This window comes from Mesonia sp. K4-1 (assembly GCF_008017825.1).
Classification (GTDB): Bacteria; Bacteroidota; Bacteroidia; order Flavobacteriales; family Flavobacteriaceae; genus Mesonia.
On sequence record NZ_VRLS01000086.1, the window covers coordinates 180,711 to 204,863 of the forward strand.

Here is a 24,153-nt window from a genome sequence, read left to right on the forward strand (position 1 = left end):
TCACACTTTATATGAAATATTCATATCTTTTCTTGTTTTTTATTATTTTTCAGTCAGCTTTTGCTCAGCAGTTAGTAGATGAAGATTTTGAAATTTGTAAAGCAGAACGTCTTTCAGCAGAAAAGCGAATACAATTTGTCTCTAATAGCAATACTGGAAATTATGATGTGAATACACAAGAATTGAATTTACAGCTAGATCCTTCCGTAGCTTATATCGAGGGTGTGATTACAACTACTTTTACAGCCAAACAAAGCTTATCGTCTATTATATTTGATTTAGCTGCAAATATGCAGGTAAATGAAGTTACCAATTCTAGTAATCAAACTCTTAGTCACTCACGTAGTGGAGACGAATTAATTATCAATTTAAATTCAACACTAGCTGCAGGACAAACTTATACACTAAGTATAGATTATGAAGGTAACCCTATAAGGTCTGGATTTGGTTCTTTTGAGCAAACTACACATAATGGCCATGAAGTAATTTGGACGCTTTCAGAACCTTACGGAGCAAAAGCTTGGTGGCCTTGTAAGCAAGATTTAAATGATAAAATTGAAAGTGTAGATATTTTTTTAACGGTTCCCCGATTTAACAGCAATAACGAAGAAAATATACCTGTTGCCAATGGTCTGGAGGTTAGTAACAGTTTTATTGGTAATTCTAAAACCGTTCATTTTAGTCACGATTATCCTATTCCTGCTTATTTAATAGCTGTAGCAGTTACCAATTACGCGGTTATAAATAACAATTATTCTTTTAATGGAATGAACTTCCCGCTTATTGATTATGTATATCCCGAAGATTTAGCGAGTGCTACTCAAGATTTACAAGAAACCGCACCAATCTTAAATCTATTTTCAACACTATTTGGTAATTATCCTTATGAGAATGAAAAATACGGACACGCTCAATTTGGTTGGGGAGGAGGTATGGAACACACGACCATATCATTTATGGGTAACTTTAGCAGAGGCCTTATAGCTCATGAAATGGCGCACCAATGGTTTGGAGATAAAGTAACTTGCGGAAGCTGGAAAGATATTTGGTTAAATGAAGGCTTTGCGACTTATTTATCAGGTTTGGTGGTAGAAGATTTTGACGGAGCTTCAGCTTTTAATAACTGGAAGGAAAGTAAGGTCCTACAAATTACATCGCAACCCGATGGTGCGGTTTATCTATCAGATAATGATACTCTAAGTGTCGGGAGAATATTCAGCGGAAGGTTAAGTTATAGCAAAGGTGCGATGGTTCTTCATATGTTGCGAAAAAAATTAGGGGATGCAGATTTCTATCAAGCGACTCAAAATTATTTAGATGATCCAGCTTTAGCTTATGGTTATGCTAAAACACCCGATTTTAGACAAAAATTAGAGCAGCAAAGCGGTCTTTCTTTAACCGAATTTTTTGATGATTGGATTTATGGAGAGGGTTTTCCAACTTTTTCTGCATACGTAACTCAACCTACTTCTAGTAGTGTGAATCTTACACTTAATCAAACCCAGAGTCATCCTTCAGTAAGCTTTTTTGAAACATTACTTCCGGTAAGGCTTTTAGGTGCTAATGGAGAAATTTTAGATACCACGGTCGAGCATACCAGTAACAATCAGCAATTCACTATTCCTGTGAATTTTACTGTGGTAGATGTAGAAATTGATCCGCAGTACGACGTAATTACTTTAAATAGTACCGCAAACTTATCTATTTCTAACGCTAAAGCGGAATTATTTAAAGTTTATCCGAACCCTGCTCAAGATAAAATATACTTTTCTCAGGTTCAAAAACCAATCCAGCATATTGAAATTTTTGATCTTAACGGAAGAAGTGTAATTACTGAAAAACAAAATTTTAAAGAAGTCAATGTAGAGAGTCTATCTCAGGGAATTTACCTCTTAAAAGTGAATTTTGAAGATGCAACAAGCACAACAAAAAAGTTGATAAAAGAGTAACGTATCTCTATTTTACGAATTAAAAACGCCGATAATTTTAAGAATTATCGGCGTTTTTAATTGGTATATCAACTCAATGAATTTTAGATATTTACTTTTTGATCTTTCAAGATGTCAGCAATAAGTTGAGGTTTTACTTCGTGTACTCCCTCAAAAGGATAAAGTTGTAAACGATCTCCAAAAAGAGATTGTGCAATTTCTTTTTCGGCTTGTAGTTTGGCTTCAGTGATGTATTGATCTTTATTTCCGTAAAGTAGATTTACTTTGCAATTGTTGTTTAAATACTTAAACTGCTCTGGTTGGAGCTCTTTAGGAATACTTCCTGAATGCAAAAACAATGCTTTTGGTTGTAATTGTTTAGCAGCCATCCAACGCGTAATAACAGATACTCCTTGAGAATATCCCAGTAAAATTAAATTTTTATCCTTTCCTTCAGCTTCTTCCGTAAAGACAGCGTTTAAATAAGCCAGAACGTTTTCCATTTCTAAGGCTGTAGCTTCTTTGGTAAGCCAGCTGGCACCAACATGTTTAAAATCTTGTTTTTGGTAATATTTGGCTTGCGCTTGCGGGGCTACAATATAATTTTCTTTACTATCTAATGTTTTAAAATACTGAATAAAATACCTACTTAAATAACCTAATCCGTGACAGCAAATCCATATATTTTTTGTTTCTTGGGTTAGCGAATTTAAAGTGGAATAGGAGTTAGTTGTGGTATAACTTACTTGCTTTTCTATAGAAGCCATTTTATAGGGTTTTTGTACTTTTACAAAAGTAAAACTTTCAGTAAGTAAACGTAAACTTAAACCAATGAAATATTCTAAAGAAGAAATTCTTGCCAGTTTTGCCAAGAGGTGTAAAAACACTTTAATGGAAACTTTAGCTATAGAGTTTATAGATATAGGAGAAGATTATTTGACAGCTAAAATGCCAGTGAATTCTAGGGTTCATCAACCCGATGGAGTGTTACATGGGGGTGCTATGGTAGCTTTAGCAGAGAGTGTAGGGAGCGCGGCAAGTTTTATTTTTCTTGATGGAGAGCATTTTTATATTCGCGGAATAGAAATTTCGGCGAATCATGTAAAAAGTATTGCAAGCGGTGAAGTTTTTGCAAAAGCTCAATTTTTACATAAAGGAAGAACTACCCAAGTTTGGGACATAAAAATTAAAGACGCAGAAGAAAACTTAATTTCTGCTGTAAAATTAACAACCATTGCTTTGCCTAAAAAATAAACTATGAATTTCGATTCTTTTCTAGAAAAAGTAAAGGAGCATCATTCCTTACAATTACCTTTTGTAATGTACCGTCATCCTGGTGAGAAGTTGGTGAAGGGACAGTTACAGCCTAATAATATCATAGAATATATTAGCGATTTTCAAGAAAAGGGTTTTGTATTTGCTCCGTTTAATTCTCAAAAAAGAGCAATAGTTTTTTCCTACGCTTCCGCGGAAGCGATCTCTGTTGAACAAGAATCTTTTAAGGTCAACTTAAAAAAAAGAGAATATAAAAAAGAACAACAAGAACAAGATCGATATGAGAATCTAATAAATAAAACTATAGATACTATTAAAGCTTCAGGCTTAGAGAAAGTGGTTATTTCTAGAAAGAAAGAAATTGAGTTAAAAACAGAGCCTTTTCTTTATTTTAAACGCTTGTTAGAACTTTATCCCGAAGCTATGGTGTACTGTTGGTATCATCCTCTTGTAGGAATGTGGATAGGAGCAACACCAGAAACATTAGTGAAAACAGAAGGTAGACGTTTAAAAACTATGGCTTTGGCAGGTACGCAAGTATTTAATAATACTAAAGAAGTAAGCTGGAAAGAAAAAGAAAAAGAAGAGCAAGCTATTGTTACCAGGGCTATTGTAGATGGGTTGTCTCAAATTACCGAAGTAAGTAACCTACAAGTTGGAGAGCCACATACGATAAGAGCTGGTAATGTTTTACATTTAAAAACGAATGTTTCAGCAACTTATGAAGCCGACGGTTTAAAGAAAATAATTAAAAAATTGCATCCCACACCTGCGGTTTGCGGTCTGCCGTATGAAATAGCATATGATTATATTCTTACTAAAGAAAACTATGATCGTAGCTATTACACAGGTTATTTAGGAGAGTTGAATTTTCAACATACCAAAAATAGAAATCCGCGTCGGAGAAATATTGAGAACTCTGCTTATCAATCCGTTTCTAAACAAACTAATTTGTATGTTAATTTACGATGTATGCAAGTATCTGATAACCGATTAGAAGTATATGTGGGAGGAGGAATTACAAAAGATTCTCAACCTAAATCTGAATGGGAAGAAACACAAAGAAAAGCAGAAACGATGCAACAAGTGTTGTGAAACACATCTTATAAATCTTAGGCATTCCCCAATAATAAGTTTATTTTTGTAAGAATAAACAAGCAATTATTTATGCAAATTTCCAATATTCCTTTGGCGCAATCGGTTGTGTTATTGTGTCTTTCAAAAGGTATAAATCATGTGATTATATCGCCAGGTTCTAGAAATGCGCCACTTACTTTAAGTTTTGCTAACCATCCTCAAATAAATGCCTACAGTATTGTAGATGAACGTTGTGCTGCATTTTTTGCTTTAGGAATGGCTCAGCAATTAAAAAAACCAGTGGCTTTGGTGTGTACATCGGGAAGTGCATTGCTAAATTATTATCCAGCTGTAGCCGAAGCTTTTTATAGCGATATTCCTTTGGTGGTCATTTCGGCAGATCGACCTGTGGAAAGGATTGATATAGGAGATGGGCAAACGATCCGTCAAAAGAACGTATTTCAAAATCATATCTTATATTCAGCTAATTTATATTCAGAGGTTGCTTTAGATATTTCTCCTGAAGATCAAAAAATTCAGCAAAAATTTTCGGAGGCTCAAAAGCATAATGAAAGGGAAATTAACCTTGCTTTAAATACAGCAATAGAGCAAAACGGACCAGTGCATATAAATGTTCCTTTTTATGAGCCTTTGTACGGGATGGTAGAGAAAACATCGGTAAATCCCTTAGAAATTGAGCCTATAAAAGAACCCAAAACTATTTCCGCGGAAGCGTTAAAAAAATATGCATCTACGTGGAATAAAGCCAAAAGAAAATTGGTTTTAGTAGGTGTTCATGAGCCTAACCAAATAGAGCAAGAATTGTTAGATGAATTAGCGAAAGACCCTTCTGTATTAATTTTTACGGAAACAACTTCTAATTTACATCATAAAAAATTTATCACAAGAATAGATAAACTTATTGCTCCTTTAGAAGTAAGTGAAGATCCTGAATCTGAATTTCGACAATTACAACCTCAAATATTACTAACTTTTGGAGGGCTAGTTATTTCTAAAAAAATAAAAGCATTTTTAAGAACTTATAGTCCGCAGCAGCATTGGCATGTAGATACCAAAAAAGCATTGAACACTTATTTTTGTTTGAATAAGCATTTTGATGTTTCTGCAAATGAATTTTTACAACACTTTTTACCTCAAGTAAATCAACCTGAAAGCAATTATAGAGATTCTTGGTTGGAGGTGAAAGAACGAAGAGATATACATCATCTTCAGTATATAGAAAGAATTCCATTTTGTGACTTAAAAGCATTTAGTAAAATCGTTACCAACTTGCCTAAAGAACAACTTATTCATTTTTCTAATAGTAGTATCATTCGTTATGCTCAATTATTTAAGTTTGAAAAAGAGCAATTTATATATTGTAATAGAGGTACTAGTGGGATTGATGGTAGTACTTCAACATCGGTGGGGGGAGCGGTAGCGTCAACGATGCCTACTACATTAGTTACAGGAGATTTAAGTTTCTTGTATGATAGTAATGCTTTGTGGAATAACTACATACCTAAAGATTTTAAAATTATTCTTATAAATAATCAAGGAGGAGGAATTTTCAAAATTCTACCAGGAGCTAAAGAAACTAAAAACTTTTCAACTTTTTTCGAAACTAAGCATCAACTCACTGCAGAACATCTGTGTAAAATGTATGGGTTTGAATATCAAACTGCAAGCAATGAAGAAGAGTTAGAAGGTAATTTAGGTTTGCTTTACGCGGAAAAAAACAATAAACCCCAGCTTTTAGAAGTTTTTACCCCAAGCGATATTAACGATAAGTATCTAAAAGATTACTTTAAGTTTATATTGCCGTAAATTTCATTAAAAATTAAGAAATAATTTTTTTAATTCTTCTTAAAAAGGTTAAATTGAACCTTTATTAACACTAAACGAAACCACTATGAGTAAGTTAGATGAAAAAATGGGTGACTACCTAAAACACTTAGACGAAATTGAAGGAAACCACGATGTAGAACTCCTAAGAAAAGTAGCTAAAGGTTTAGGACCATCAATATATAATAGAGATGCTTCAACAGTTTCTGGGTCTGATCCTAAAGAATTGCAAACTGTGAGAAAAAACTTTCTAGTTAAAAAATTAGGTTTAGAAGATACCGATGATTTAGATAAAGGCATTAATGCGGTTATCGAAAAATACGGTAAATCTAAAACTAATAAATATAGAGCTGTAGTCTATTATCTATTAGCAAAGCATTATAAAAAAGAAGATATTTATAATTAATATCTCTCTCATAAAATTTAAAAACACCGTAAAAATTCTACGGTGTTTTTTTATGTATTAAAAGCATTACCTTTGCCAAAAAATAAAGTAGTTTATGTTAGCGATAGGACAATTACATACCTTAACGATAGATAGAGATACTCCTCCTGGATTATTTCTTAAAGATGATAGTGGAGAAAAAGAAAATGAGATTTTATTACCTAATAAATATAAACCAGAAAGTTTTGAGTTAGAAGATGAAATTGAGGTATTTGTTTACTTAGATCATGATGAAAGACCTGTAGCTACAACTTTGAAACCTTACGTAAAATTAGACGAATTTGCTTATTTACGTTGTGTAGAAGTTAATAAAATAGGAGCTTTCTTAGACTGGGGTTTAGAGAAACATTTATTTGTTCCGTTTAAGGAACAAGCTTATCCTATGAAAGAAGGTCAATGGTATCTTATCTTTTGCTATTTAGATGAAGCTAGTGAACGTTTGGTAGCATCTAGTAAAGTTAATCACTTCTTAGATAATGATGAGTTAACTGTAGAGCCTTATGAAGAAGTAAGACTTATTGTAACTAATAAGACAGAACTTGGTTTTAATGTTATTGTAAATGAATTACATCAAGGGTTGATTTATCACGATGAAATTTTTCAGGATTTAAAGACGGGAGATCAGCTTAAAGGCTGGGTAAAGAAAACTAGAAAAGATAAAAAGATAGACATTACACTTCAACGTTCTGGTTATAGAAGTATAGAGCCCAATGCCCAAGCCATTTTAAATGAACTAGAGTTGCAAAATGGATCTTTACCTTTACACGATAAATCTTCTCCAGAGGAGATTAAATCTTACCTAGAAATGAGTAAAAAGAGTTTTAAAAGAGCTATTGGTACTCTTTATAAGCAAAAGATGATCACTATAGAAGAAAACGGAATTAAGCTGAATAAAGATTAATTTTTTCTGCTAAAAAAATTATAAACCGCTCTATTAGCATCTTTTACAAACTGCGGAGCATTAAAGCGGTAACCTATTAAAAAAGATATAGATCTAATGGTGTCATCGCCTACAACGTTGGCACCATTATTTTGTTTTTGTAATGTCCCTTTAGAGATAATACCAGCGTAAAAATTATCTGTATTATAACCCACGGATAAATCAATAGAGCTTGTAGTAAGTAAAGTAGTAACACTTCTATCACTGTCTATGGTTTGAGTGAGTCCTAATCCCAGAGAAAGCCCTCCAGAGACTAAAAAATGTTCATCTATAACCCAATTGTAATGATAGGCTGGTGCTATTGCAAAATTAATAAACCTAGCTTTCGTATCATAATCTACTTCTTTGGTTTGTTGTAAAGAAGTATAGTAGTAAACTAAAGAAGGAATAAAGCTACCAGTACTTTTTAGCTGCCTTTCATTTTCAAAATTTTTAGCTTTATAAGAAAAGTTAGGGTTAAAATTAAATGAAGTGCTTCCACCGACTTTAAAGGTTTTTAAGTTTTCTAAGTAAATAGATGGTTCATTGAGCAATTCTAAAGTCATCCCTTTTTGATAAAATAAATCAAGATGTTGTATCCAAGGTCCTAAAAATAAATCGGTAGAAAATGATAAAAGTTTAGAGTTTTTATTGTCTCTATTTTCGGTTAAAAAAGCAGGAGCAAAACCAATACTAAAAGCTAAAATGTCATAGTTGGCAGAAAATCCTAAAGACGTTTTTCGGTTGGGAGTAAGTAAAATTCTTTTGTCTGCGTTTTCATCATATAACTCAAAATCATTAGACCTATTTAAAGTAAATATTTTGGTAGATAACTTACCAGAATACTTTTCATAAAACGCTTGATTGCTAATACTATCTTGTTGAGAAAAACTTACTTGATATAATAATATAAAGACTAGTATAAAAAATCTACTCATAAATATAAAAGGAATTTTTAAGATTTAATTAGTATCGCGTTATAGAAAAAGTTGGTCGGTTAGATCTTCGATAATAAGAATTGTTTCTATAATAAGGGGTAAAATAAAACGGACGCTCTTGACTTTCATAAACCTCATTTCTTATACCGCCATCTGGGGTAGTTCCATTAAAATTAAAATCACTATTGGTACGCCTGTCAAAATTAAACTGATTAGCAAAAATTTGCACATTAGAATTTATTTGTGAAGCTTGTTTTTCAGGAAATTCAAATTGTTGAGCAGCCAATTGTTTCTGTCTTTCATTATCCCAGGCCATTCCTAACATATCAATTTTTTTCTTTGTATTAACCCCATATACATCTACAGGAGGAATACTAAACTCTCTTTTTTCTATTTGCATCCCGTAAAAATGAGAGAGAGAAGTGGCGTTTTTTAAAGAAATAAAGTTGTCAAAACCACTATTGAGGTTGGTTAAAGTATTAGATGTAGATAACTCTTGCGCTTTCGCGGAAGAAAATCCGATAAATATTAAAATAAAAAAAATCCTTTTCATACTGAATAATATACCCTTCACACAACAAATATGGTGCTAAAGTAACTTTTAAGAATTTAAAACTTTAAAGTTTAGTGTTAACTTTAGGAAAGTGATGAATTAAAAATTGAGCATTGTTGTCAATTAAAATTCCGCTAGGATAATTAAGATTAGGATACAAAGTTTCATTTAATGAAGCTTCTTTTAAATAATTAATAGAATTATAATATCGAGTTTGTAACATCTTTTTTAAACTCACCTCTTTAGGTTTTAAAAAATCCCGATTAAAAGTAAAAGAATGATCTTGTGCAATATCTATATTCTGTAAAAATCGAGAAAGACGAGGAGTAGAGTCGCGCTCTGTATTTTGATTTAAGTCTACGCTATGACTTTTTTCTTGTCCCCAACTGTTAATTGAAAACAAGCCAATAAATAAGATATAAAAAATTAAGTTTTTCATACTTAAAGATATTACTTTTTTATTTGAAAACAATTAAACTTTTAAATCCCGACAGAAAAATCTTTAAATATTCTCACTTCAACCAGAGGGTAGGGTTGACAAGTTGGGCTCTTATTATAAATACCGTGGTTAGGATAATTTCTATTAGGGTCTAATTGCCTTCGCAATTGTATTTCTTTTAAATCTTCATGAATAGAGAAGTGATTAAACTGTGATGTAGAGTTAATTTGTTTGGCGCTAAAACTAACATCAAAATGATAATTTTCTAAATGATTAGAAAAATTAAATATAGAAAATTTTTCTTTCTTCTTCTGAAATAGAAAAGTTTTAGTATTCGTTTCTCACTCAAAAGGGTTAACCTGACATACCTTTTGGTTTTGAGAAGCCATTTCTTAAGAAATTCCACTTACCGGCATTCCAAAAATGCATATGAATAAATATATAATCAATTTCATATAAAAGAAGTCCTTTTTTAAATATAAGAAATCTAAAGCAAAAACCTTAAATTTGGTCTCTTAAACTTTATGTTTCGAGAGTCTATAGTTCGATTAGCCTAATTTATATTATTACTTACATTAGACTTAAAAAGAATTTTAAAATAAAACTAACAAAAAATATATGAGTTCGATAAACTGGAAAACCGTTAAAGAATATGAAGATATCACCTATAAAAAATGCGAAGGGGTTGCTAGGATAGCTTTTAATCGTCCAGATGTAAGAAATGCATTTAGACCAAAAACGACATCAGAGCTTTTAGATGCTTTTCATAACGCACAAGAGGATACAAGTATAGGAGTGGTATTACTTTCAGCAGAAGGACCTTCTTCTAGAGATGGGGTTTATAGTTTTTGTAGTGGAGGCGATCAAAAAGCAAGAGGACAACAAGGTTATGTAGGTGAAGATGGTTACCACCGTTTAAATATATTAGAAGTTCAACGTCTTATTCGTTTTATGCCAAAAGCTGTAATATGTGTAGTTCCTGGTTGGGCTGTAGGAGGCGGACATAGTTTACACGTGGTGTGTGATATGACTTTAGCGAGTAAAGAACACGCTATTTTTAAACAAACCGATGCCGATGTAACCAGTTTTGATGGAGGTTATGGTTCTGCATATTTAGCAAAAATGGTAGGTCAAAAGAAAGCTAGAGAAATTTTCTTTTTAGGTAGAAATTATTCAGCTCAAGAAGCCTTTGATATGGGAATGGTAAATGCAGTTGTGCCTCACGATCAATTAGAAGACACTGCTTTTGAATGGGCTCAAGAAGTATTGGCAAAGAGCCCTACATCTATAAAAATGCTAAAATTCGCCATGAACCTTACAGATGATGGTATGGTAGGACAGCAAGTTTTTGCAGGAGAAGCGACTCGCTTAGCTTATATGACCGAAGAAGCAAAAGAAGGTAGAGATGCTTTCTTAGAAAAAAGAGCTCCAAATTTTGACAAAAAATGGCTACCATAGAACCTCATACAAATTTTACTAATAACGCAATTAATTCTCAGGAGCTTCCAAATTATAAACTTGAAGCTTTAGAAAAGGTATCAAAAAGATTGCTTAAAAAAATACTAACAGGATTAATTGTTTTTTTAGCCCTAATCCTAATAGTAGCGGCAGTTCTTTATTTGAAAGAATGGGTAAAATTAAATTACATTTTCGTGGGGCTATTAGGTGCAATAGGTTTTTTATTATTAATGTTTATTTATCATTTTTTTGCACAAAAAAATTATGGTTATGTAGTGCGAGAGAAAGATATTTTATTTCAAAAAGGAGTGTTGGTTATTAAAACGACTATCATTCCTTTTAATAGGGTACAACATGTTTCGACTACTCAAAGTTTATTCGATAAGTATTTTAAATTAAAAAATGTAAAAGTTTTTACGGCAGGAGGACAAGGGAGTGATATAAAAATTCCAGGACTAACTCCGCAAAAAGCATTGCAAATTAAAGAATGGATTGCTCATAAAATTGTAGAAGAGAAGATTGATGAGTAAAGCTTTTTCACAACCCGAACGCCAATCATCCATAGGGATTATTCTTATTTTTCTAAGCGCACTATACAAATCTTTACGTGGACTTTGGGCTATTGCTGTGTATGCGCTATTGGGTAAAACCTCTCAGTTTAATTATACTTATATAGTTTTAGGGTTAACGGTTTTTGCACTTCTTATTCTCGTATTTAGTATTCTTTCTTATCGGAATTTTCTTTTTTATATTAATTATGAAGATGATGAGTTTGTATTAAATAAAGGGGTTTTTTCATCTGAAAATATAACCATTTCATTCGATAAAATTCAACAGGTATATTTTAAACGTTCTATCATTCAGCGAATGATTGGGGTTTATAGCGTAGTGATAGAATCTGCTGGAAGTAGTGAGAAAGAAATAGAAATCAAAGCACTATCAGAAGAGAAAGCGGTTTTGCTTCAAAAGAAATTACACTCTTTTATTAGTGAGGAACATGAACAAGAGGAATCTGAACTTTCTACCGATACCACTTCAGAAAAAAGGGTTTCTCCCACTTATTGGGAGCATCGATTAACATTTACCGATCTTTTAAAGCTTGGTATTACAAGTAATTATTTTAGAGGTTTCGGACTTATTCTTATATTTTTTAGTTCACTTTATAATCAATTTTCTGATTTATTTACTGAAAATGAATATGCCGATGAAGCAGCCAATTATCTAAATACATTTCAATCGGTTGGAGAGATTGTTATGGTTTTACTATTTATGTTCGTGGCTGTCTTCCTTGTCGGAATTGTAGTAAGTATTATAGAAATTTTCATCAAGTATTTTGAACTGAAACTTACTCAGAGTAAAGATAGTTTAGAGTTAGAAATGGGCCTGAAAACCAATACGAAAGTATCTTTACGCCCTCATCGCGTTCAAATTTTGAGATTGATTACGAATCCAATTCAGCGAAAGCTAAATTTGTATCAATTACAGCTTTCACTAACGAGTAGCACAGAAACACATAAAAAAAATAGAATTAATATCCCGGGATTGTCTTGGGATAAAGCTAAAAAAGCAAGTCGATTTTTACACCAACACGAACGTAAAGAAGGGGTTATTTATAAACCTCATAAAATCTGGTTGTATAGAAGATTATTTTGGGGAATTGTCCCTTTACTCATAGCGGCAGTGGTTCTAAGTTTTATTTTTGATGATTTGCATATTCCCGTTCTTTCTATTTTTATCTTAATTTATGTTGTTTTGTTTTTTATATATCAGCGTAAAGTATATCAAAAAATGCAGTTGGAAATAAGTGAAGAGTTTTTGGTAAAATCTACTGGACTTTGGAGCAAAGTACAGGTGGAGATAGAAACTTTTAAACTGCAATCTATAAGTGTAAGTCAGCCAGTGTGGTTAAGAAGAAGAAAATTGGTGAATATAACTTTTCATACCGCCTCGGGAGATGTCAGTTTTCCACTAGTAAGCGAAGAATTTGTAAAACAAGTAAATTATTTACTCTATAAAATAGAAACATCCACAAATGAGTGGATGTAACTACTTTCTTGGGGTTTAATAAGCATCGCTATGTACTCGCGCTACCGCTCTACCGCTAGGGTCATTCATATTTTTAAAACTCTCGTCCCAGGCTAATGCAACCGGACTACTACAAGCTACAGAGGGAACCGAAGGCACGCTTAAAGCTGCGGTATCACTCGGGAAATGTTCCTCAAAAATACTTCGATAATAAAACTCTTCTTTACTAGTAGGGGTTTGTATAGGAAATCTGTGATGTGCATTTTCAAATTGATGATCACTAATTTTATCATTTACCATTTCTTTTAGCGTATCAATCCAGCTGTAGCCTACGCCGTCACTAAACTGTTCTTTTTGTCTCCAAACTACACTTTTGGGAAGCATATCTTCAAAGGCTTTTCTAAGCACCCACTTTTCCATACGTTCTCCGTTTATCATTTTGTCTTTCGGGTTAATGCGCATGGCAACATCTATAAATTCTTTGTCTAAAAAGGGAACTCTTCCTTCAATTCCCCAAGCAGCTAAACTTTTATTTGCTCTAAGACAATCATATTGATGTAATTTCTCTAGCTTTCTCACGGTTTCTTCATGAAATTCTTGAGCATTAGGTGCTTTGTGAAAGTATAAATAACCTCCAAAAAGCTCATCACTACCTTCTCCGCTTAATACCATTTTTATTCCTAAAGCTTTAATAGCCCTAGCCATGAGAAACATAGGAGTGGAGGCTCTAATGGTAGTTATATCATAGGTTTCGAGATGATAAATCACATCTTTAATGGCGTCTATGCCTTCCTGAATGCTAAATTTAATTTCGTGATGAACGGTATCTAGATGCTTAGCAACTTTTTTAGCAGCTGCCAAATCTGGACTACCTTCTAAACCTACGGCAAATGAATGTAAGCGTGGATACCAAGCATTTTCTCGGTCTCCAGTTTCTATGCGCTTGTCTGCATATTTTTTCGCTAATGCGGAAGTGATTGAGGAATCTAAACCTCCCGATAGTAACACTCCGTATGGTACATCACTCATCAACTGACGTTTTACAGCTTCATCTAAAGCTTGACGGATTTCTTGTATCGAGGTCTCATTGTCTTTTACAGTGTTATAATCTTTCCAATCTCTCGTGTACCAAGTTTTTAACTCTCCTTCTTTGCTAGACAAATAATGCCCTGGAGGAAATAATTCTATTTTAGTGCAAATCCCTTCCAATGCTTTTAACTCTGAAGCTACATAAAAGGTTCCGTTTTTGTCCCAGCCCATATATAATGGAATAATGCCCATATGGTCTCGAGCAATCAAATATTCATCTTTTTCTACATCGTAGAGAGCAAATGCAAATATTCCATTAAGATCATTTAAAAATTCAACACCTTTTTCCTGGTAAAGTGCCAAAATGATTTCGCAATCCGATTGTGTTTGGAATTCATAGTCTTTTTTTAGCTCTTTCCGTAAAGACAAATGGTTATAGATTTCACCATTAGCAGCAAGAACTAGGTTTTTATCTTTGCTATAAATAGGTTGTTTACCTGAAATAGGGTCTACAATCGCTAAGCGTTCGTGAGCCATTATTGCATTATTATTATGAAAAATTCCACTCCAATCAGGGCCGCGATGTCTAATTATTTTTGACATTTTTAATACTTGAGGTCTTAACACCTCTACCGATTCTTTTAGTTCAAAAGCACATACAATTCCACACATAATCTTCTATTTTTAAATTAAAATTTCATTTTTGGATATAAAAAAACCCGTCAGGTAAAAAACCTGACGGGCTATATATTCGCGACAAGTTTTTGTTACGGGAACGGGTTATTATTATTGTTATTTAAACGAAATACTAACATAAAACTTATCTTATTTGATCAATTGTTATTTGTAAATATAAATTAAAAATACAAATTCACCTTGTTTTTATTAAATTACTTTAATGCAGGAAACTGATTTGGGTTTACTTCATTAAAGATTTCATATACTTTTTCGAATACATCTTCAGCAGAAGGTTTAGAGAAATAATCCCCATCTGTACCGTATGCAGGACGATGCGCCTTAGCAGTTAAGGTTTGGGGTTTACTATCTAAATGCTTATATCCATTTTGGTTTTCTACAATTTCTTGTAAAATATATGCAGAAGCTCCTCCTGGTACATCTTCATCAATAACCAATAATCTATTGGTTTTTGCAACACTTTTTACAAGGTCGTGATTAATATCAAAAGGAAGTAGAGACTGTACATCGATAATCTCTGCATTAATACCTACCTCTAGTAAGTCTTTAGCAGCCTGTTCGATAATTCTAAGTGTAGAACCGTAAGACACAAGCGTAATATCTTCACCTTCTCTTATGGTTTCTACCACTCCTACAGGAGTTCTAAACTCACCCAAGTTATTAGGCATTTTTTCTTTAAGACGGTATCCGTTAAGGCATTCTACAATAAGTCCTGGTTCGTCACACTCTAATAAAGTATTATAAAAACTAGCAGCAATAGTCATATTACGGGGAACTAAAATATGAATTCCTCTAAGTAAATGCACCAATCCTCCCATAGGAGAACCACTATGCCATATACCTTCTAAACGGTGACCACGAGTTCTTACAATAAGCGGAGCTTTTTGTTTTCCTTTAGTTCTATAATGTAAGGTTGCTAAGTCATCACTCATAATTTGCAACGCATACAAAATGTAATCTAAGTATTGAATCTCTGCAATAGGGCGTAAGCCTCTCATCGCCATTCCTATTCCTTGTCCTAAAATAGTAGCTTCACGAATACCAGCATCAGCAACTCTTAGCTCACCGTACTTTTCTTGCATTCCCTCTAAACCTTGGTTGACATCTCCGATGTTTCCTGTGTCTTCTCCAAAAATTAAGGTTTCTGGTTTGTTAGAAAAGATTTTATCGAAGTTATTACGAAGAATAAGTCTCGCATCTACATCTTCCGCGTCAGCGTCGTAAGTTGGTACTACAGCGTCTATGTTTAATGCAGAAAATTCACTTTCACTATGTAAGTGACTGCTATAATCAGGTTGTGTTATTTTTACATAATTATCAATCCAGTTGATCAATTCGCTTTTCGCGGAATTATTCTCTTCACGTACGTAACGTAAGGCTTTTCTTCCTGTTCTAAGAATTTGATGTTTTTCTGGGTTTCCTAATTGTTCTATTTCTTCTTTTAAAGGCTGAATGAAACTACGGTTAGAAGAGTTTTGAGCTAGGTTGTCTAACAGACTTGTCATTTCTTTTTGAGCTGCTTTGGGACCTTGAGTTACCTCGTTCCAAGCTGCTTTTTTACCTTCTCTAACTATTTTTTTAGCCTCTTTTTCTAAGGCTTTTAATTCATCTTCAGTAGCAAGGTCGCTTTCTAATATCCACTGACGCATTTGTACGTTACAGTCATATTCTTTTTCCCAATTAAGGCGATCTTCACTCTTGTAACGTTCGTGAGAACCAGAGGTTGAGTGTCCTTGAGGTTGAGTAAGCTCGTAAACGTGAATTAGAACAGGGACATGCTCTTCTCTAGAAATCTTACTTGCTTTTTGGTAAGCTTCCATTAACTCAGGATAGCTCCACCCTTTTACTTTAATAATTTCGTAACCATCCCCCATTTCATCTCTTTGAAAACCTTTTAAAATTTCAGAGATGTTTTCTTTAGTAGTTTGGTATTTAGCAGGTACAGAGATACCGTATTCATCATCCCAAACGCTAATAACCATAGGTACTTGCATTACTCCCGCAGCATTAATGGTTTCCCAAAATAGCCCTTCACTTGTACTTGCATTACCAATAGTTCCCCAAGCGATTTCGTTTCCTTTGTTAGAAAACTGAGGTGCTATATCTATTCCTTCAACGTTCCTGTATATTTTTGAAGCCTGAGCTAGTCCTAAAAGTCTAGGCATTTGTCCTGCAGTAGGAGAGATGTCGGCACTAGAATTTTTTTGTTCTGCTAGGTTTTTCCAAGTTCCATCTTCTTGAAGACTGTGGGTCCCAAAGTGTCCTCCCATTTGTCTTCCTCCCGCCATAGGCTCTTTCTCTAAATTGGTATTACCATAAAGACCGGCAAAAAACTCTTCTACAGATAGAAGGTTTAATGCCATCATAAAAGTTTGATCCCTGTAATACCCAGATCTAAAATCACCGTTTTGAAAAGCTTTAGCCATTGCTAATTGAGGCACTTCTTTACCATCACCAAAAATACCAAATTTGGCTTTTCCTGTAAGTACTTCACGACGTCCTAGTAAACTACATTCTCTACTAATAACGGCAGTCTTATAATCTTGTATTACTTGTTCCTTAAAATCTTCAAAGGAAAGGTCATTTTTTTCTATAGTTTTCTCTTGCATGGGTTGTATGTTTAATACCCTCATAGGGCGTTATACGTGGTATGTTTTCAAAAATAAAAAAACGCTTATTTAAGAATTCATACTTCAGTATTTAATTCCCAGACTGTGCATTTTGGGAACTTTGCGAAGATAAGAAAAATGATTTTAAAAATCAATCAAAAAGTGAGGTGTGAAATTATTGAATTTTCAGCATTTTCTATTTTTACTGAATTATATTCAAAATTATGTAGTAATTAAAGCTTTTATTGAGAATTATTCAATTTAGTACCATCTCCTTGTAAAGAGTTTTAATAGGGTATTAAAATCTAAAGAAACGATGAATCTTATTTTTTGATCATAATTTGACTGAGCTATTTCCCATCCTAAATTAGAGTGTACGGGGAAAAATAATTCAAAGTAATCTTGCACTAAACTTACGCGTATTCCAGAATCATAGAGAAATTGCGCATTCTCCTCTTTATTTTTTACTAAACCAACATCACCATAAGCGTGAATCCAATTCCATATAGTGAAACTTCCGTTAAGGGATGTAAGCCATTGATTGGCAAATGCAGGTTGTAATTGAGATTTAAAACCTCCTTCGGCTTCAATAAATTGCTGACTAAAAAGTCCTTGATCTTCACTTCTTCCGTAGTAATTATAATCAAATAAATAATCTGTAGGACGGTCTAAAGCAAAACTAAAATAGTCTGAATCTTTCGCTTCATTGAATAAGAAAGCACCAGCGAAAAAACGCAATTCTATTTGTCTATTATTTAGGAATAGCTTTCTCCATTTTGAGGTTACCGATATTTTACTGAATTTTTTAGCTACTTGATAATCAAAAGTACCTGTAAAATAATCGGCAAAATTACGGTCGCTAAAACCGTACCTTGCGTTGAGTACGCTATAATCTGGTTCGTCTACTGTATTTAAAACATCTCTATCTCTAAAAACATTTATATTTCGAATACTTATAAATTGATATTCGTTGCTTCTTAAATCGTCATCTCTAAAACCTATACTAATAAAAGGAGTTACTTTATGATAGTATAAATCTTGTGCATAAGAAAAGCGAGTTCCGCTAATTCCCATTTTAAACTCGTATAAGTTTTGGTTTTGATATTGGGTAGAGTGTGTCACCGATGCAGACCCTAAGATAGCACCGCTACCAAAACCATATTTAGGAGCAATTTTATAATTAAAATTTCGAGATAAAATCGTAGTGTTATACAGTTTTGGACCAATAGTAATACCATCATATAAATTATAATCAAACTCAGGAATAATAAAGAATTGATTGTAATAAGGATCTTCAATATCTAAAAGTAATCTTACTTGCACAGGTTTATCAAGCCAAGTGGTTACTTTTTTATAATTATCTCTTTGGTTAAATTCAGGAATTACAGCTTCATAATTTAAGGCAAGGCGTTCTACATTTTGCGCGGGTATAGTGATGGTTTTCTTGTCTAAAAAATGATTTACCCAAGTTTTAGAAACTATATCTCTGTCTTTTATTCCGTAAAGGGAAATAGGGATTTCTTTATGGGTTTTATTTTTTATGGTTACGTGTAAAGAATCACCAGATTTGTTAACCTTACTAATCTTAAAATCAATATTAATATTATTACCCACATAGTCATCAAAAAACCAATTGACATCTTTAGAAGTATTTTGACGGAGTATTTCTTTAAAAGCACTTGTGCTGGTAGGGTTTAGAACATTTTCGGTATAAAACTGTTTTATAGTCGTATTGATCACCTCGTCATCTTCTAAGTAATCTTTTAAGTAATTAAAACCAATACCAGCTTTATAAGGATTAGCAATATTTTTATTGAATTTTATGAGCTTATCGTTATTTTCATCTAAAGCTTGGTCTAGATTTAAACGAGCCATATTTAAGTAGAGGAGCGGATAACGATCATTAAATTCTAAGTCTGATGCATGAAACCATCTAACTCCTATAATTTCACTAAAGGAACCCAATAGCTTCGTATCCTTATAGAATTGATTCACATAATCCATCAAGATGTAAGTGATGATACCTTCATTTAACCAACTTTCTTCTCTAGAATTAAGAATTAATGTATTTTCTAAATAATTTCTGGTAATGGTTTTTAAGAGTTTAATATCATATTGAAAACCATCTGGAAAAGGCCTTATAAATGTTGGCAATTGGTTAAGTCCGTATACAGGATTAGAAAGATAATCTTCCTCTGAAACCATTAAATTTTTATGAGGAAAATCTCCTAGCCTGTAATTAAGATAGTGAGTAATTCTATCTACAATTAAGGCTTTCATTTCTGGCCTTAGGTTATTATCCTCAATATTGGTAACAACGTTAAGCTTGTCTGTTTCAATCGTTTCAAAATTAGATGACTTAACAATATGTAATTTAGTATCGACTTGCTTTTTTTCGCTAAAGCGGAATTGATGCGTGCTTTCTAAGCTGGTTTTTCCTTCACTATTGAGACCAGAAACAACCACAAAGTCTTTAGGAACTTCTAGATTAAGTTCAATATCATAAGGTAGAACATATAAATCATTAAGATCTTTATTGCTGTAAAATTGCCATCTCCCATCCTCAAATACCGAAGGAAGTATGAGCCAATACCTTAACTCAAATCCTTTTTTGCTATAACCATAACGGGTAAATTTATCGTTAGGGATTTTAACGCGGTATTGAAGCTTAAATGTTATTTCTTCATTGGGAAATAGGGGCTGATCTAAATCTAACTTTATAATATCAGGATGTTTTTCTGGTCTTGACCAGTTGACGGCAGGCTGATTGTGAGTAGAAGTTGAAAACATCTCTGTATTTCCTCTTTCATAACTTTTAGCATAATAAAAATTACGCTGAAACTCTTCCTCAAAACGTTGCGCTAAAGGAGTACGCTTATCTTTAAAACTGTTAGCCCAATCGGTAAGGTAAACGTTATTTAAAATTTCTTGCGAAGTATTTTTATACGTAATTTCTTGACTAATGTCTATCGTTTTCTCTTCTGCATTTAATTTTGCATCTACGGCAATAGAAGATTGCCCCATCGTAGAAAGACAGGTAAAAATAAAAATTAAAAAGAAGAGTAAACGGTTTATCAACCTGAATTAAGATTTATAAGATTTGGGTATTCATAAAAATGCTACTTAAAAAGTATATTATTTTAAGTAGCATGAACTGTGCCTAACAAATTTTAGAAATTAGGACTCAAATTAAATTGTTTGTAGAATTGGTCTAAAATTTCGATCACTTCATCCTCTGTGTCTACCATTTGAACCAAGTCCATATCTTTTGCACTAATATTTTTAAAAGAATCTAGTAGAGTAGTTTGTACCCACTCAAATAATCCTCCCCAAAATTCTTTTCCTACTAAGATAATTGGGAATTTATCTATCTTATGAGTTTGTATAAGCGTAATAGCTTCAAAAAGTTCATCTAGAGTTCCAAAACCTCCTGGCATTACTACAAAACCTTGGGAGTATTTTACAAACATTACTTTTCTTACAAAGAAGTAATCAAAATCAAGATTTTTATCTTTGTCTATATACGGATTATCATGTTGCTCGAATGGTAAGTCTATGTTTAAACCTACCGAAACTCCTCCAGCATTATGAGCCCCTTTATTACCAGCTTCCATAATACCAGGACCTCCTCCTGTAATTACACCGTAACCGTGTTCTACTATTTTTTCGGCAACCTTCGTAGCCAGCTTATAATATTTATGATTTTCATCTGTTCGGGCCGAACCGAAGATAGAGACACAAGGTCCTATTTCGCTCATTCGTTCGTAACCCTGAACGAATTCTGCCATAATTTTAAATAAAGCCCAACTATCGTTGGTTTTAATTTCGTTCCAGCTTTTATTTTGTTGATCGCTTCTCATGATACTCATTATTCAAAAATTTACAAGACGGCTAATGTAATTCTTTTCGTAAGAATTTGGCCGTATAACTTTTTTTATGCTTTACAATTTCTTCTGGGGTTCCTTCTGCAACCACTTTTCCTCCATTTTTTCCGCCTTCATAACCTATATCAATAATATGATCGGCAAGCTTAATTACATCCATATTATGTTCTATGATAAGTACGGTATTTCCTTTATTGGCTAGTTTATTTAATACCTCCATCAATACACGAATGTCTTCAAAATGTAATCCAGTGGTGGGTTCATCTAAGATATAGAATGTGTTTCCTGTATCTCGTTTAGATAATTCCGTAGCTAATTTAATACGTTGTGCTTCTCCACCAGAAAGGGTGGTGCTTTGTTGTCCCAAGGTAACGTATCCCAATCCTACATCTTGGATGGTTTTTAGTTTACGGTATATTTTAGGGATTTGATCAAAGAAATCTGTAGCTTCATTTATGGTCATTTCTAACACATCACTAATCGATTTTCCTTTATATCTAATCTCTAGGGTTTCTCTATTAAAACGCTTTCCTTGACAAGTTTCGCATTCTACATACACATCGGGTAAGAAATTCATTTCTATTACACGTAGACCTCCACCTCGACAAGTTTCACAGCGTCCGCCTTTCACATTAAAGCTAAAACGACCCGGTTTGTATCCTCTAATCATCGCCTCTGGAGTTTTTGCGAATAGAGATCTAATTTCTGAAAATACACCTGTGTACGTAGCAGGATTAGAACGCGGAGTTCTCCCAATAGGGGATTGGTTAATATCTATGACCTTATCAATATGGTCTAAACCATTAATGCTTTTGTAAGGAGCGGGCACTTTTACACCATTAAAATAATGGGCATTCATAATAGGGTAGAGGGTCTCGTTGATTAAAGTAGACTTCCCACTTCCTGAAACGCCAGTTACCAATATCATTTTTCCTAAAGGAATCTTTACGGAAACATTTTTCAAATTGTTACCAGTAGCACCTTTTAATTCAATAAAATTACCGTTACCTTCTCTACGTTTCTTCGGAACTTCAATTTCTTTAGTTCCGTTAAGGTAAGAAGCAGTGATTGTTTTATGTTTTAAAATCTCTTTAGGAGTTCCTTCACTAATAATTTCTCCGCCAAATTTTCCGGCAAACGGCCCAATATCTATCACATAATCGGCACGTTCTATCATATCTTTATCGTGTTCTACCACAATAACAGAATTCCCTACATCCCGAAGAGACTCTAAAGAATTGATGAGTTTTTCATTATCGCGCTGGTGCAAGCCAATACTAGGTTCGTCTAAAATATAGAGAACACCTACCAGCTGAGAACCAATTTGAGTAGCTAATCGAATACGCTGTGCTTCTCCTCCCGAAAGGGATTTTGAACCTCTATTGAGTGAGAGGTAAGTAAGACCAACATCTACTAAAAACTGTAATCGCGTTTTGATTTCTTTTACAATCTCTTCGGCGATTTTCCATTGGTTGGTAGATAAATGCTTTGGCAATTCTTCAAACCATTTGGCTAGTTCTAAAATGTCTTTTTGAGCGAGATCTGCAATATTTTTCTCGTTAACTTTAAAATAAAGTGATTCTTTCCTTAACCTAGTACCTTCGCAGGTAGAGCAAGTTACTTTATCCATATAGCCTTTTGCCCAACGTTTAAGACTGGTAGAATCATTGTTGTTAAAAGTACTCTCAATGAATTTGGCTACTCCTTCAAAGTCTATTTTGTAATTTCGGGCAACACCTAACTCCTTAGAGCTGACTTCAAATTTTTCTTTCCCTCCGTAAAGAATCATATCTAATGCTTCTTTAGGAATATCTTTAATAGGATCAGTAAGCTTAAAATCAAAACGCTGTGCAATTAATTCTAACTGCTTAAAAGCCCAGTTTTTTTTCTGTGGTCCGTGTGGTTCTAATCCCCCTGCTTTGATCGATTTTTTATCATCAGGAATAATTTTTTGAACGTTGACTTCGTATAAAGAACCTATCCCATTACATTTTGGACAAGCACCTTTTGGAGAGTTGAAAGAAAAGTTATTAGGCTCAGGATTAGGGTAAGAAATACCAGAAGTAGGACACATTAAAGTTCTACTAAAATATCTGCCTTCTTTCTTCCCGTGTTCTAAAACCATAAGAACATCATCTCCTTGACTCATGGCAGTATTAATACTTTCGGCTAAACGCTTATCTGTATTTTCGTCTTCCTCAATTTTTATACGATCAATCACCACCTCAATATCATGAGTTTTATAGCGATCGAGTTTCATGCCTTTTTCTATATCTCTTATCTCCCCGTCGGTTCTTACTTTTACAAAACCTTGCTTAGCCACATGCTCGAATAACTCTCTGTAATGTCCTTTTCGAGACCGAACGACAGGAGAAAGGATATTGATTCGTTTTCCTTTAAACTCTTGTTTTATAAGCGATTTGATTTGTTCATCACTATAGCTTACCATTTTGTCACCAGTTTTGTAACTGTAGGCATCGCTAGCACGAGCATATAATAAACGTAGGAAATCGTAAATTTCTGTGATAGTTCCTACAGTACTACGCGGACTTTTACTCGTGGTTTTTTGCTCAATTGCAATTACAGGAGATAAACCATCAATTTTATCAACATCTGGACGTTCTAAACCTCCTAAAAACTGCCGGGCGTAAGCAGAAAAGGTTTCAATATATCTTCGTTGTCCTTCAGCATAAATTGTATCAAAAGCCAAGGAAGATTTACCAGATCCCGAAAGACCTGTTATTACCACCAATTTCTCTCTAGGGATCTTAACATCTATGTTTTTTAAGTTATGAACTCTGGCGCCCAAAACCTCTATATTTTCTTCGAATTTTGCCATAATTTTTTGCAAGACACAAATTTACTCAAACAATTGAAATTGAGAAACCTCAGTTCTTAAAGCTTTAATAAAATTTTTTAACGTTTTGTTTCTGTTTAAAAAACTTCTCTAATATAAAAAGCTATCGTATTTTTGTCCTGTGAAATATGCACTACCCATATTAGCGATGGTTATTTTTTTTAAGCCCGTGCTTC

At 33.5% G+C, this 24,153-nt stretch carries 18 protein-coding genes; 9 read left to right on the forward strand and 9 right to left on the reverse strand.

Going from position 1 to position 24,153, the window contains the following annotated elements; translation table 11 throughout:
* Window positions 1–11: 11 nt before the first annotated feature.
* Window positions 12–1,949 (forward strand): M1 family aminopeptidase, encoded by a 1,938-nt coding sequence (locus FT986_RS13075; RefSeq protein WP_147865436.1) that lies wholly within the window; start codon window positions 12–14, stop codon window positions 1,947–1,949.
* Between the two features lie 83 nt (window positions 1,950–2,032).
* On the opposite strand, the gene FT986_RS13080 is transcribed toward FT986_RS13075, so the two are convergent.
* Complete coding sequence (locus FT986_RS13080) at window positions 2,033–2,695, reverse strand: alpha/beta hydrolase (RefSeq protein ID WP_147865437.1); 663 nt, start codon at window positions 2,693–2,695, stop codon at window positions 2,033–2,035.
* 64 nt (window positions 2,696–2,759) lie between these two features.
* On the opposite strand from FT986_RS13080, the gene FT986_RS13085 reads away from it, so the two are divergent.
* The 5 genes from FT986_RS13085 to FT986_RS13105 all read left to right on the forward strand — a co-directional run bounded on the left by FT986_RS13085 (window position 2,760) and on the right by FT986_RS13105 (window position 7,471).
* Window positions 2,760–3,182: a PaaI family thioesterase gene (locus tag FT986_RS13085; RefSeq protein WP_111540931.1), complete on the forward strand. Its 423-nt coding sequence runs from the start codon at window positions 2,760–2,762 to the stop codon at window positions 3,180–3,182.
* A 3-nt stretch (window positions 3,183–3,185) separates the two neighbouring features.
* A complete protein-coding gene (locus tag FT986_RS13090) occupies window positions 3,186–4,298 on the forward strand; it encodes a chorismate-binding protein (protein WP_147865438.1) in 1,113 nt (370 codons plus the stop codon).
* Between the two features lie 72 nt (window positions 4,299–4,370).
* Window positions 4,371–6,107, forward strand: coding sequence for a 2-succinyl-5-enolpyruvyl-6-hydroxy-3-cyclohexene-1-carboxylic-acid synthase (gene menD, locus FT986_RS13095; protein ID WP_147865439.1), 1,737 nt, complete (start codon window positions 4,371–4,373; stop codon window positions 6,105–6,107).
* Window positions 6,108–6,192: 85 nt separating this feature from the next.
* Entirely contained in the window at window positions 6,193–6,531 is a 339-nt protein-coding gene (locus FT986_RS13100; protein WP_111540934.1) for a DUF2853 family protein, read from the forward strand.
* Between the two features lie 94 nt (window positions 6,532–6,625).
* Window positions 6,626–7,471, forward strand: a complete 846-nt coding sequence (locus FT986_RS13105; RefSeq protein WP_147865440.1) for a S1 RNA-binding domain-containing protein — start codon at window positions 6,626–6,628, stop codon at window positions 7,469–7,471.
* On the opposite strand, the gene FT986_RS13110 is transcribed toward FT986_RS13105, so the two are convergent.
* The 3 genes from FT986_RS13110 to FT986_RS13120 form a co-directional block, all read right to left on the reverse strand.
* Complete coding sequence (locus FT986_RS13110; RefSeq protein ID WP_147865441.1) at window positions 7,468–8,427, reverse strand: DUF4421 family protein; 960 nt, start codon at window positions 8,425–8,427, stop codon at window positions 7,468–7,470. The two genes, FT986_RS13105 and FT986_RS13110, sit on opposite strands and share 4 nt — an antisense overlap.
* Window positions 8,428–8,455: 28 nt before the next feature.
* Window positions 8,456–8,980, reverse strand: a complete 525-nt coding sequence (locus tag FT986_RS13115) for a hypothetical protein (RefSeq protein ID WP_147865442.1) — start codon at window positions 8,978–8,980, stop codon at window positions 8,456–8,458.
* Between the two features lie 64 nt (window positions 8,981–9,044).
* Entirely contained in the window at window positions 9,045–9,419 is a 375-nt protein-coding gene (locus FT986_RS13120) for a hypothetical protein (RefSeq protein WP_147865443.1), read from the reverse strand.
* Window positions 9,420–10,037: 618 nt separating this feature from the next.
* Between FT986_RS13120 and FT986_RS13125 the strand changes: the two genes are divergently transcribed.
* Genes FT986_RS13125 through FT986_RS13135 form a run of 3 tightly spaced genes read left to right on the forward strand, consistent with a single transcriptional unit; the run spans window position 10,038 to window position 12,923 of the window.
* Window positions 10,038–10,877: a 1,4-dihydroxy-2-naphthoyl-CoA synthase gene (locus FT986_RS13125; RefSeq protein WP_147865444.1), complete on the forward strand. Its 840-nt coding sequence runs from the start codon at window positions 10,038–10,040 to the stop codon at window positions 10,875–10,877.
* Complete coding sequence (locus FT986_RS13130; protein ID WP_147865445.1) at window positions 10,865–11,407, forward strand: PH domain-containing protein; 543 nt, start codon at window positions 10,865–10,867, stop codon at window positions 11,405–11,407. Before FT986_RS13125 ends, FT986_RS13130 begins: the two co-directional genes overlap by 13 nt.
* Window positions 11,400–12,923: a PH domain-containing protein gene (locus tag FT986_RS13135; RefSeq protein WP_147865446.1), complete on the forward strand. Its 1,524-nt coding sequence runs from the start codon at window positions 11,400–11,402 to the stop codon at window positions 12,921–12,923. The genes FT986_RS13130 and FT986_RS13135 overlap by 8 nt, the downstream gene beginning before the upstream one ends.
* Window positions 12,924–12,938: 15 nt before the next feature.
* Here the strand turns inward: FT986_RS13135 and asnB are convergent, their stop codons facing one another.
* The 5 genes from asnB to uvrA form a co-directional block, all read right to left on the reverse strand.
* On the reverse strand, window positions 12,939–14,603 hold the full coding sequence (gene asnB, locus FT986_RS13140; protein WP_147865447.1) for an asparagine synthase B: 1,665 nt from the start codon (window positions 14,601–14,603) through the stop codon (window positions 12,939–12,941).
* Between the two features lie 218 nt (window positions 14,604–14,821).
* Window positions 14,822–17,236, reverse strand: a complete 2,415-nt coding sequence (locus FT986_RS13145) for a thiamine pyrophosphate-dependent enzyme (protein ID WP_147865448.1) — start codon at window positions 17,234–17,236, stop codon at window positions 14,822–14,824.
* Window positions 17,237–17,497: 261 nt separating this feature from the next.
* Complete coding sequence (locus FT986_RS13150) at window positions 17,498–20,260, reverse strand: metalloprotease (protein ID WP_187248639.1); 2,763 nt, start codon at window positions 20,258–20,260, stop codon at window positions 17,498–17,500.
* Window positions 20,261–20,406: 146 nt separating this feature from the next.
* Entirely contained in the window at window positions 20,407–21,096 is a 690-nt protein-coding gene (locus FT986_RS13155; protein WP_111541158.1) for a TIGR00730 family Rossman fold protein, read from the reverse strand.
* A 31-nt stretch (window positions 21,097–21,127) separates the two neighbouring features.
* Window positions 21,128–23,959, reverse strand: coding sequence for an excinuclease ABC subunit UvrA (gene uvrA / locus FT986_RS13160; RefSeq protein WP_147865450.1), 2,832 nt, complete (start codon window positions 23,957–23,959; stop codon window positions 21,128–21,130).
* Window positions 23,960–24,153: the final 194 nt, after the last annotated feature.

What these genes read in the sequence shown, in the direction of transcription:
- FT986_RS13115 (WP_147865442.1), bottom strand. Translation starts at nt 8,980, where the DNA reads ATGAAAAGGATTTTTTTTATTTTAATATTTATCGGATTTTCTTCCGCG.
- FT986_RS13135 (WP_147865446.1), top strand. Translation starts at nt 11,400, where the DNA reads ATGAGTAAAGCTTTTTCACAACCCGAACGCCAATCATCCATAGGGATT.
- asnB (WP_147865447.1), bottom strand. Translation starts at nt 14,603, where the DNA reads ATGTGTGGAATTGTATGTGCTTTTGAACTAAAAGAATCGGTAGAGGTG.
- FT986_RS13090 (WP_147865438.1), top strand. Translation starts at nt 3,186, where the DNA reads ATGAATTTCGATTCTTTTCTAGAAAAAGTAAAGGAGCATCATTCCTTA.
- FT986_RS13080 (WP_147865437.1), bottom strand. Translation starts at nt 2,695, where the DNA reads ATGGCTTCTATAGAAAAGCAAGTAAGTTATACCACAACTAACTCCTAT.
- FT986_RS13125 (WP_147865444.1), top strand. Translation starts at nt 10,038, where the DNA reads ATGAGTTCGATAAACTGGAAAACCGTTAAAGAATATGAAGATATCACC.
- FT986_RS13155 (WP_111541158.1), bottom strand. Translation starts at nt 21,096, where the DNA reads ATGAGAAGCGATCAACAAAATAAAAGCTGGAACGAAATTAAAACCAAC.
- FT986_RS13120 (WP_147865443.1), bottom strand. Translation starts at nt 9,419, where the DNA reads ATGAAAAACTTAATTTTTTATATCTTATTTATTGGCTTGTTTTCAATT.
- FT986_RS13110 (WP_147865441.1), bottom strand. Translation starts at nt 8,427, where the DNA reads ATGAGTAGATTTTTTATACTAGTCTTTATATTATTATATCAAGTAAGT.
- FT986_RS13085 (WP_111540931.1), top strand. Translation starts at nt 2,760, where the DNA reads ATGAAATATTCTAAAGAAGAAATTCTTGCCAGTTTTGCCAAGAGGTGT.
- FT986_RS13100 (WP_111540934.1), top strand. Translation starts at nt 6,193, where the DNA reads ATGAGTAAGTTAGATGAAAAAATGGGTGACTACCTAAAACACTTAGAC.
- uvrA (WP_147865450.1), bottom strand. Translation starts at nt 23,959, where the DNA reads ATGGCAAAATTCGAAGAAAATATAGAGGTTTTGGGCGCCAGAGTTCAT.
- menD (WP_147865439.1), top strand. Translation starts at nt 4,371, where the DNA reads ATGCAAATTTCCAATATTCCTTTGGCGCAATCGGTTGTGTTATTGTGT.
- FT986_RS13105 (WP_147865440.1), top strand. Translation starts at nt 6,626, where the DNA reads ATGTTAGCGATAGGACAATTACATACCTTAACGATAGATAGAGATACT.
- FT986_RS13150 (WP_187248639.1), bottom strand. Translation starts at nt 20,260, where the DNA reads ATGGGGCAATCTTCTATTGCCGTAGATGCAAAATTAAATGCAGAAGAG.
- FT986_RS13075 (WP_147865436.1), top strand. Translation starts at nt 12, where the DNA reads ATGAAATATTCATATCTTTTCTTGTTTTTTATTATTTTTCAGTCAGCT.
- FT986_RS13145 (WP_147865448.1), bottom strand. Translation starts at nt 17,236, where the DNA reads ATGCAAGAGAAAACTATAGAAAAAAATGACCTTTCCTTTGAAGATTTT.
- FT986_RS13130 (WP_147865445.1), top strand. Translation starts at nt 10,865, where the DNA reads ATGGCTACCATAGAACCTCATACAAATTTTACTAATAACGCAATTAAT.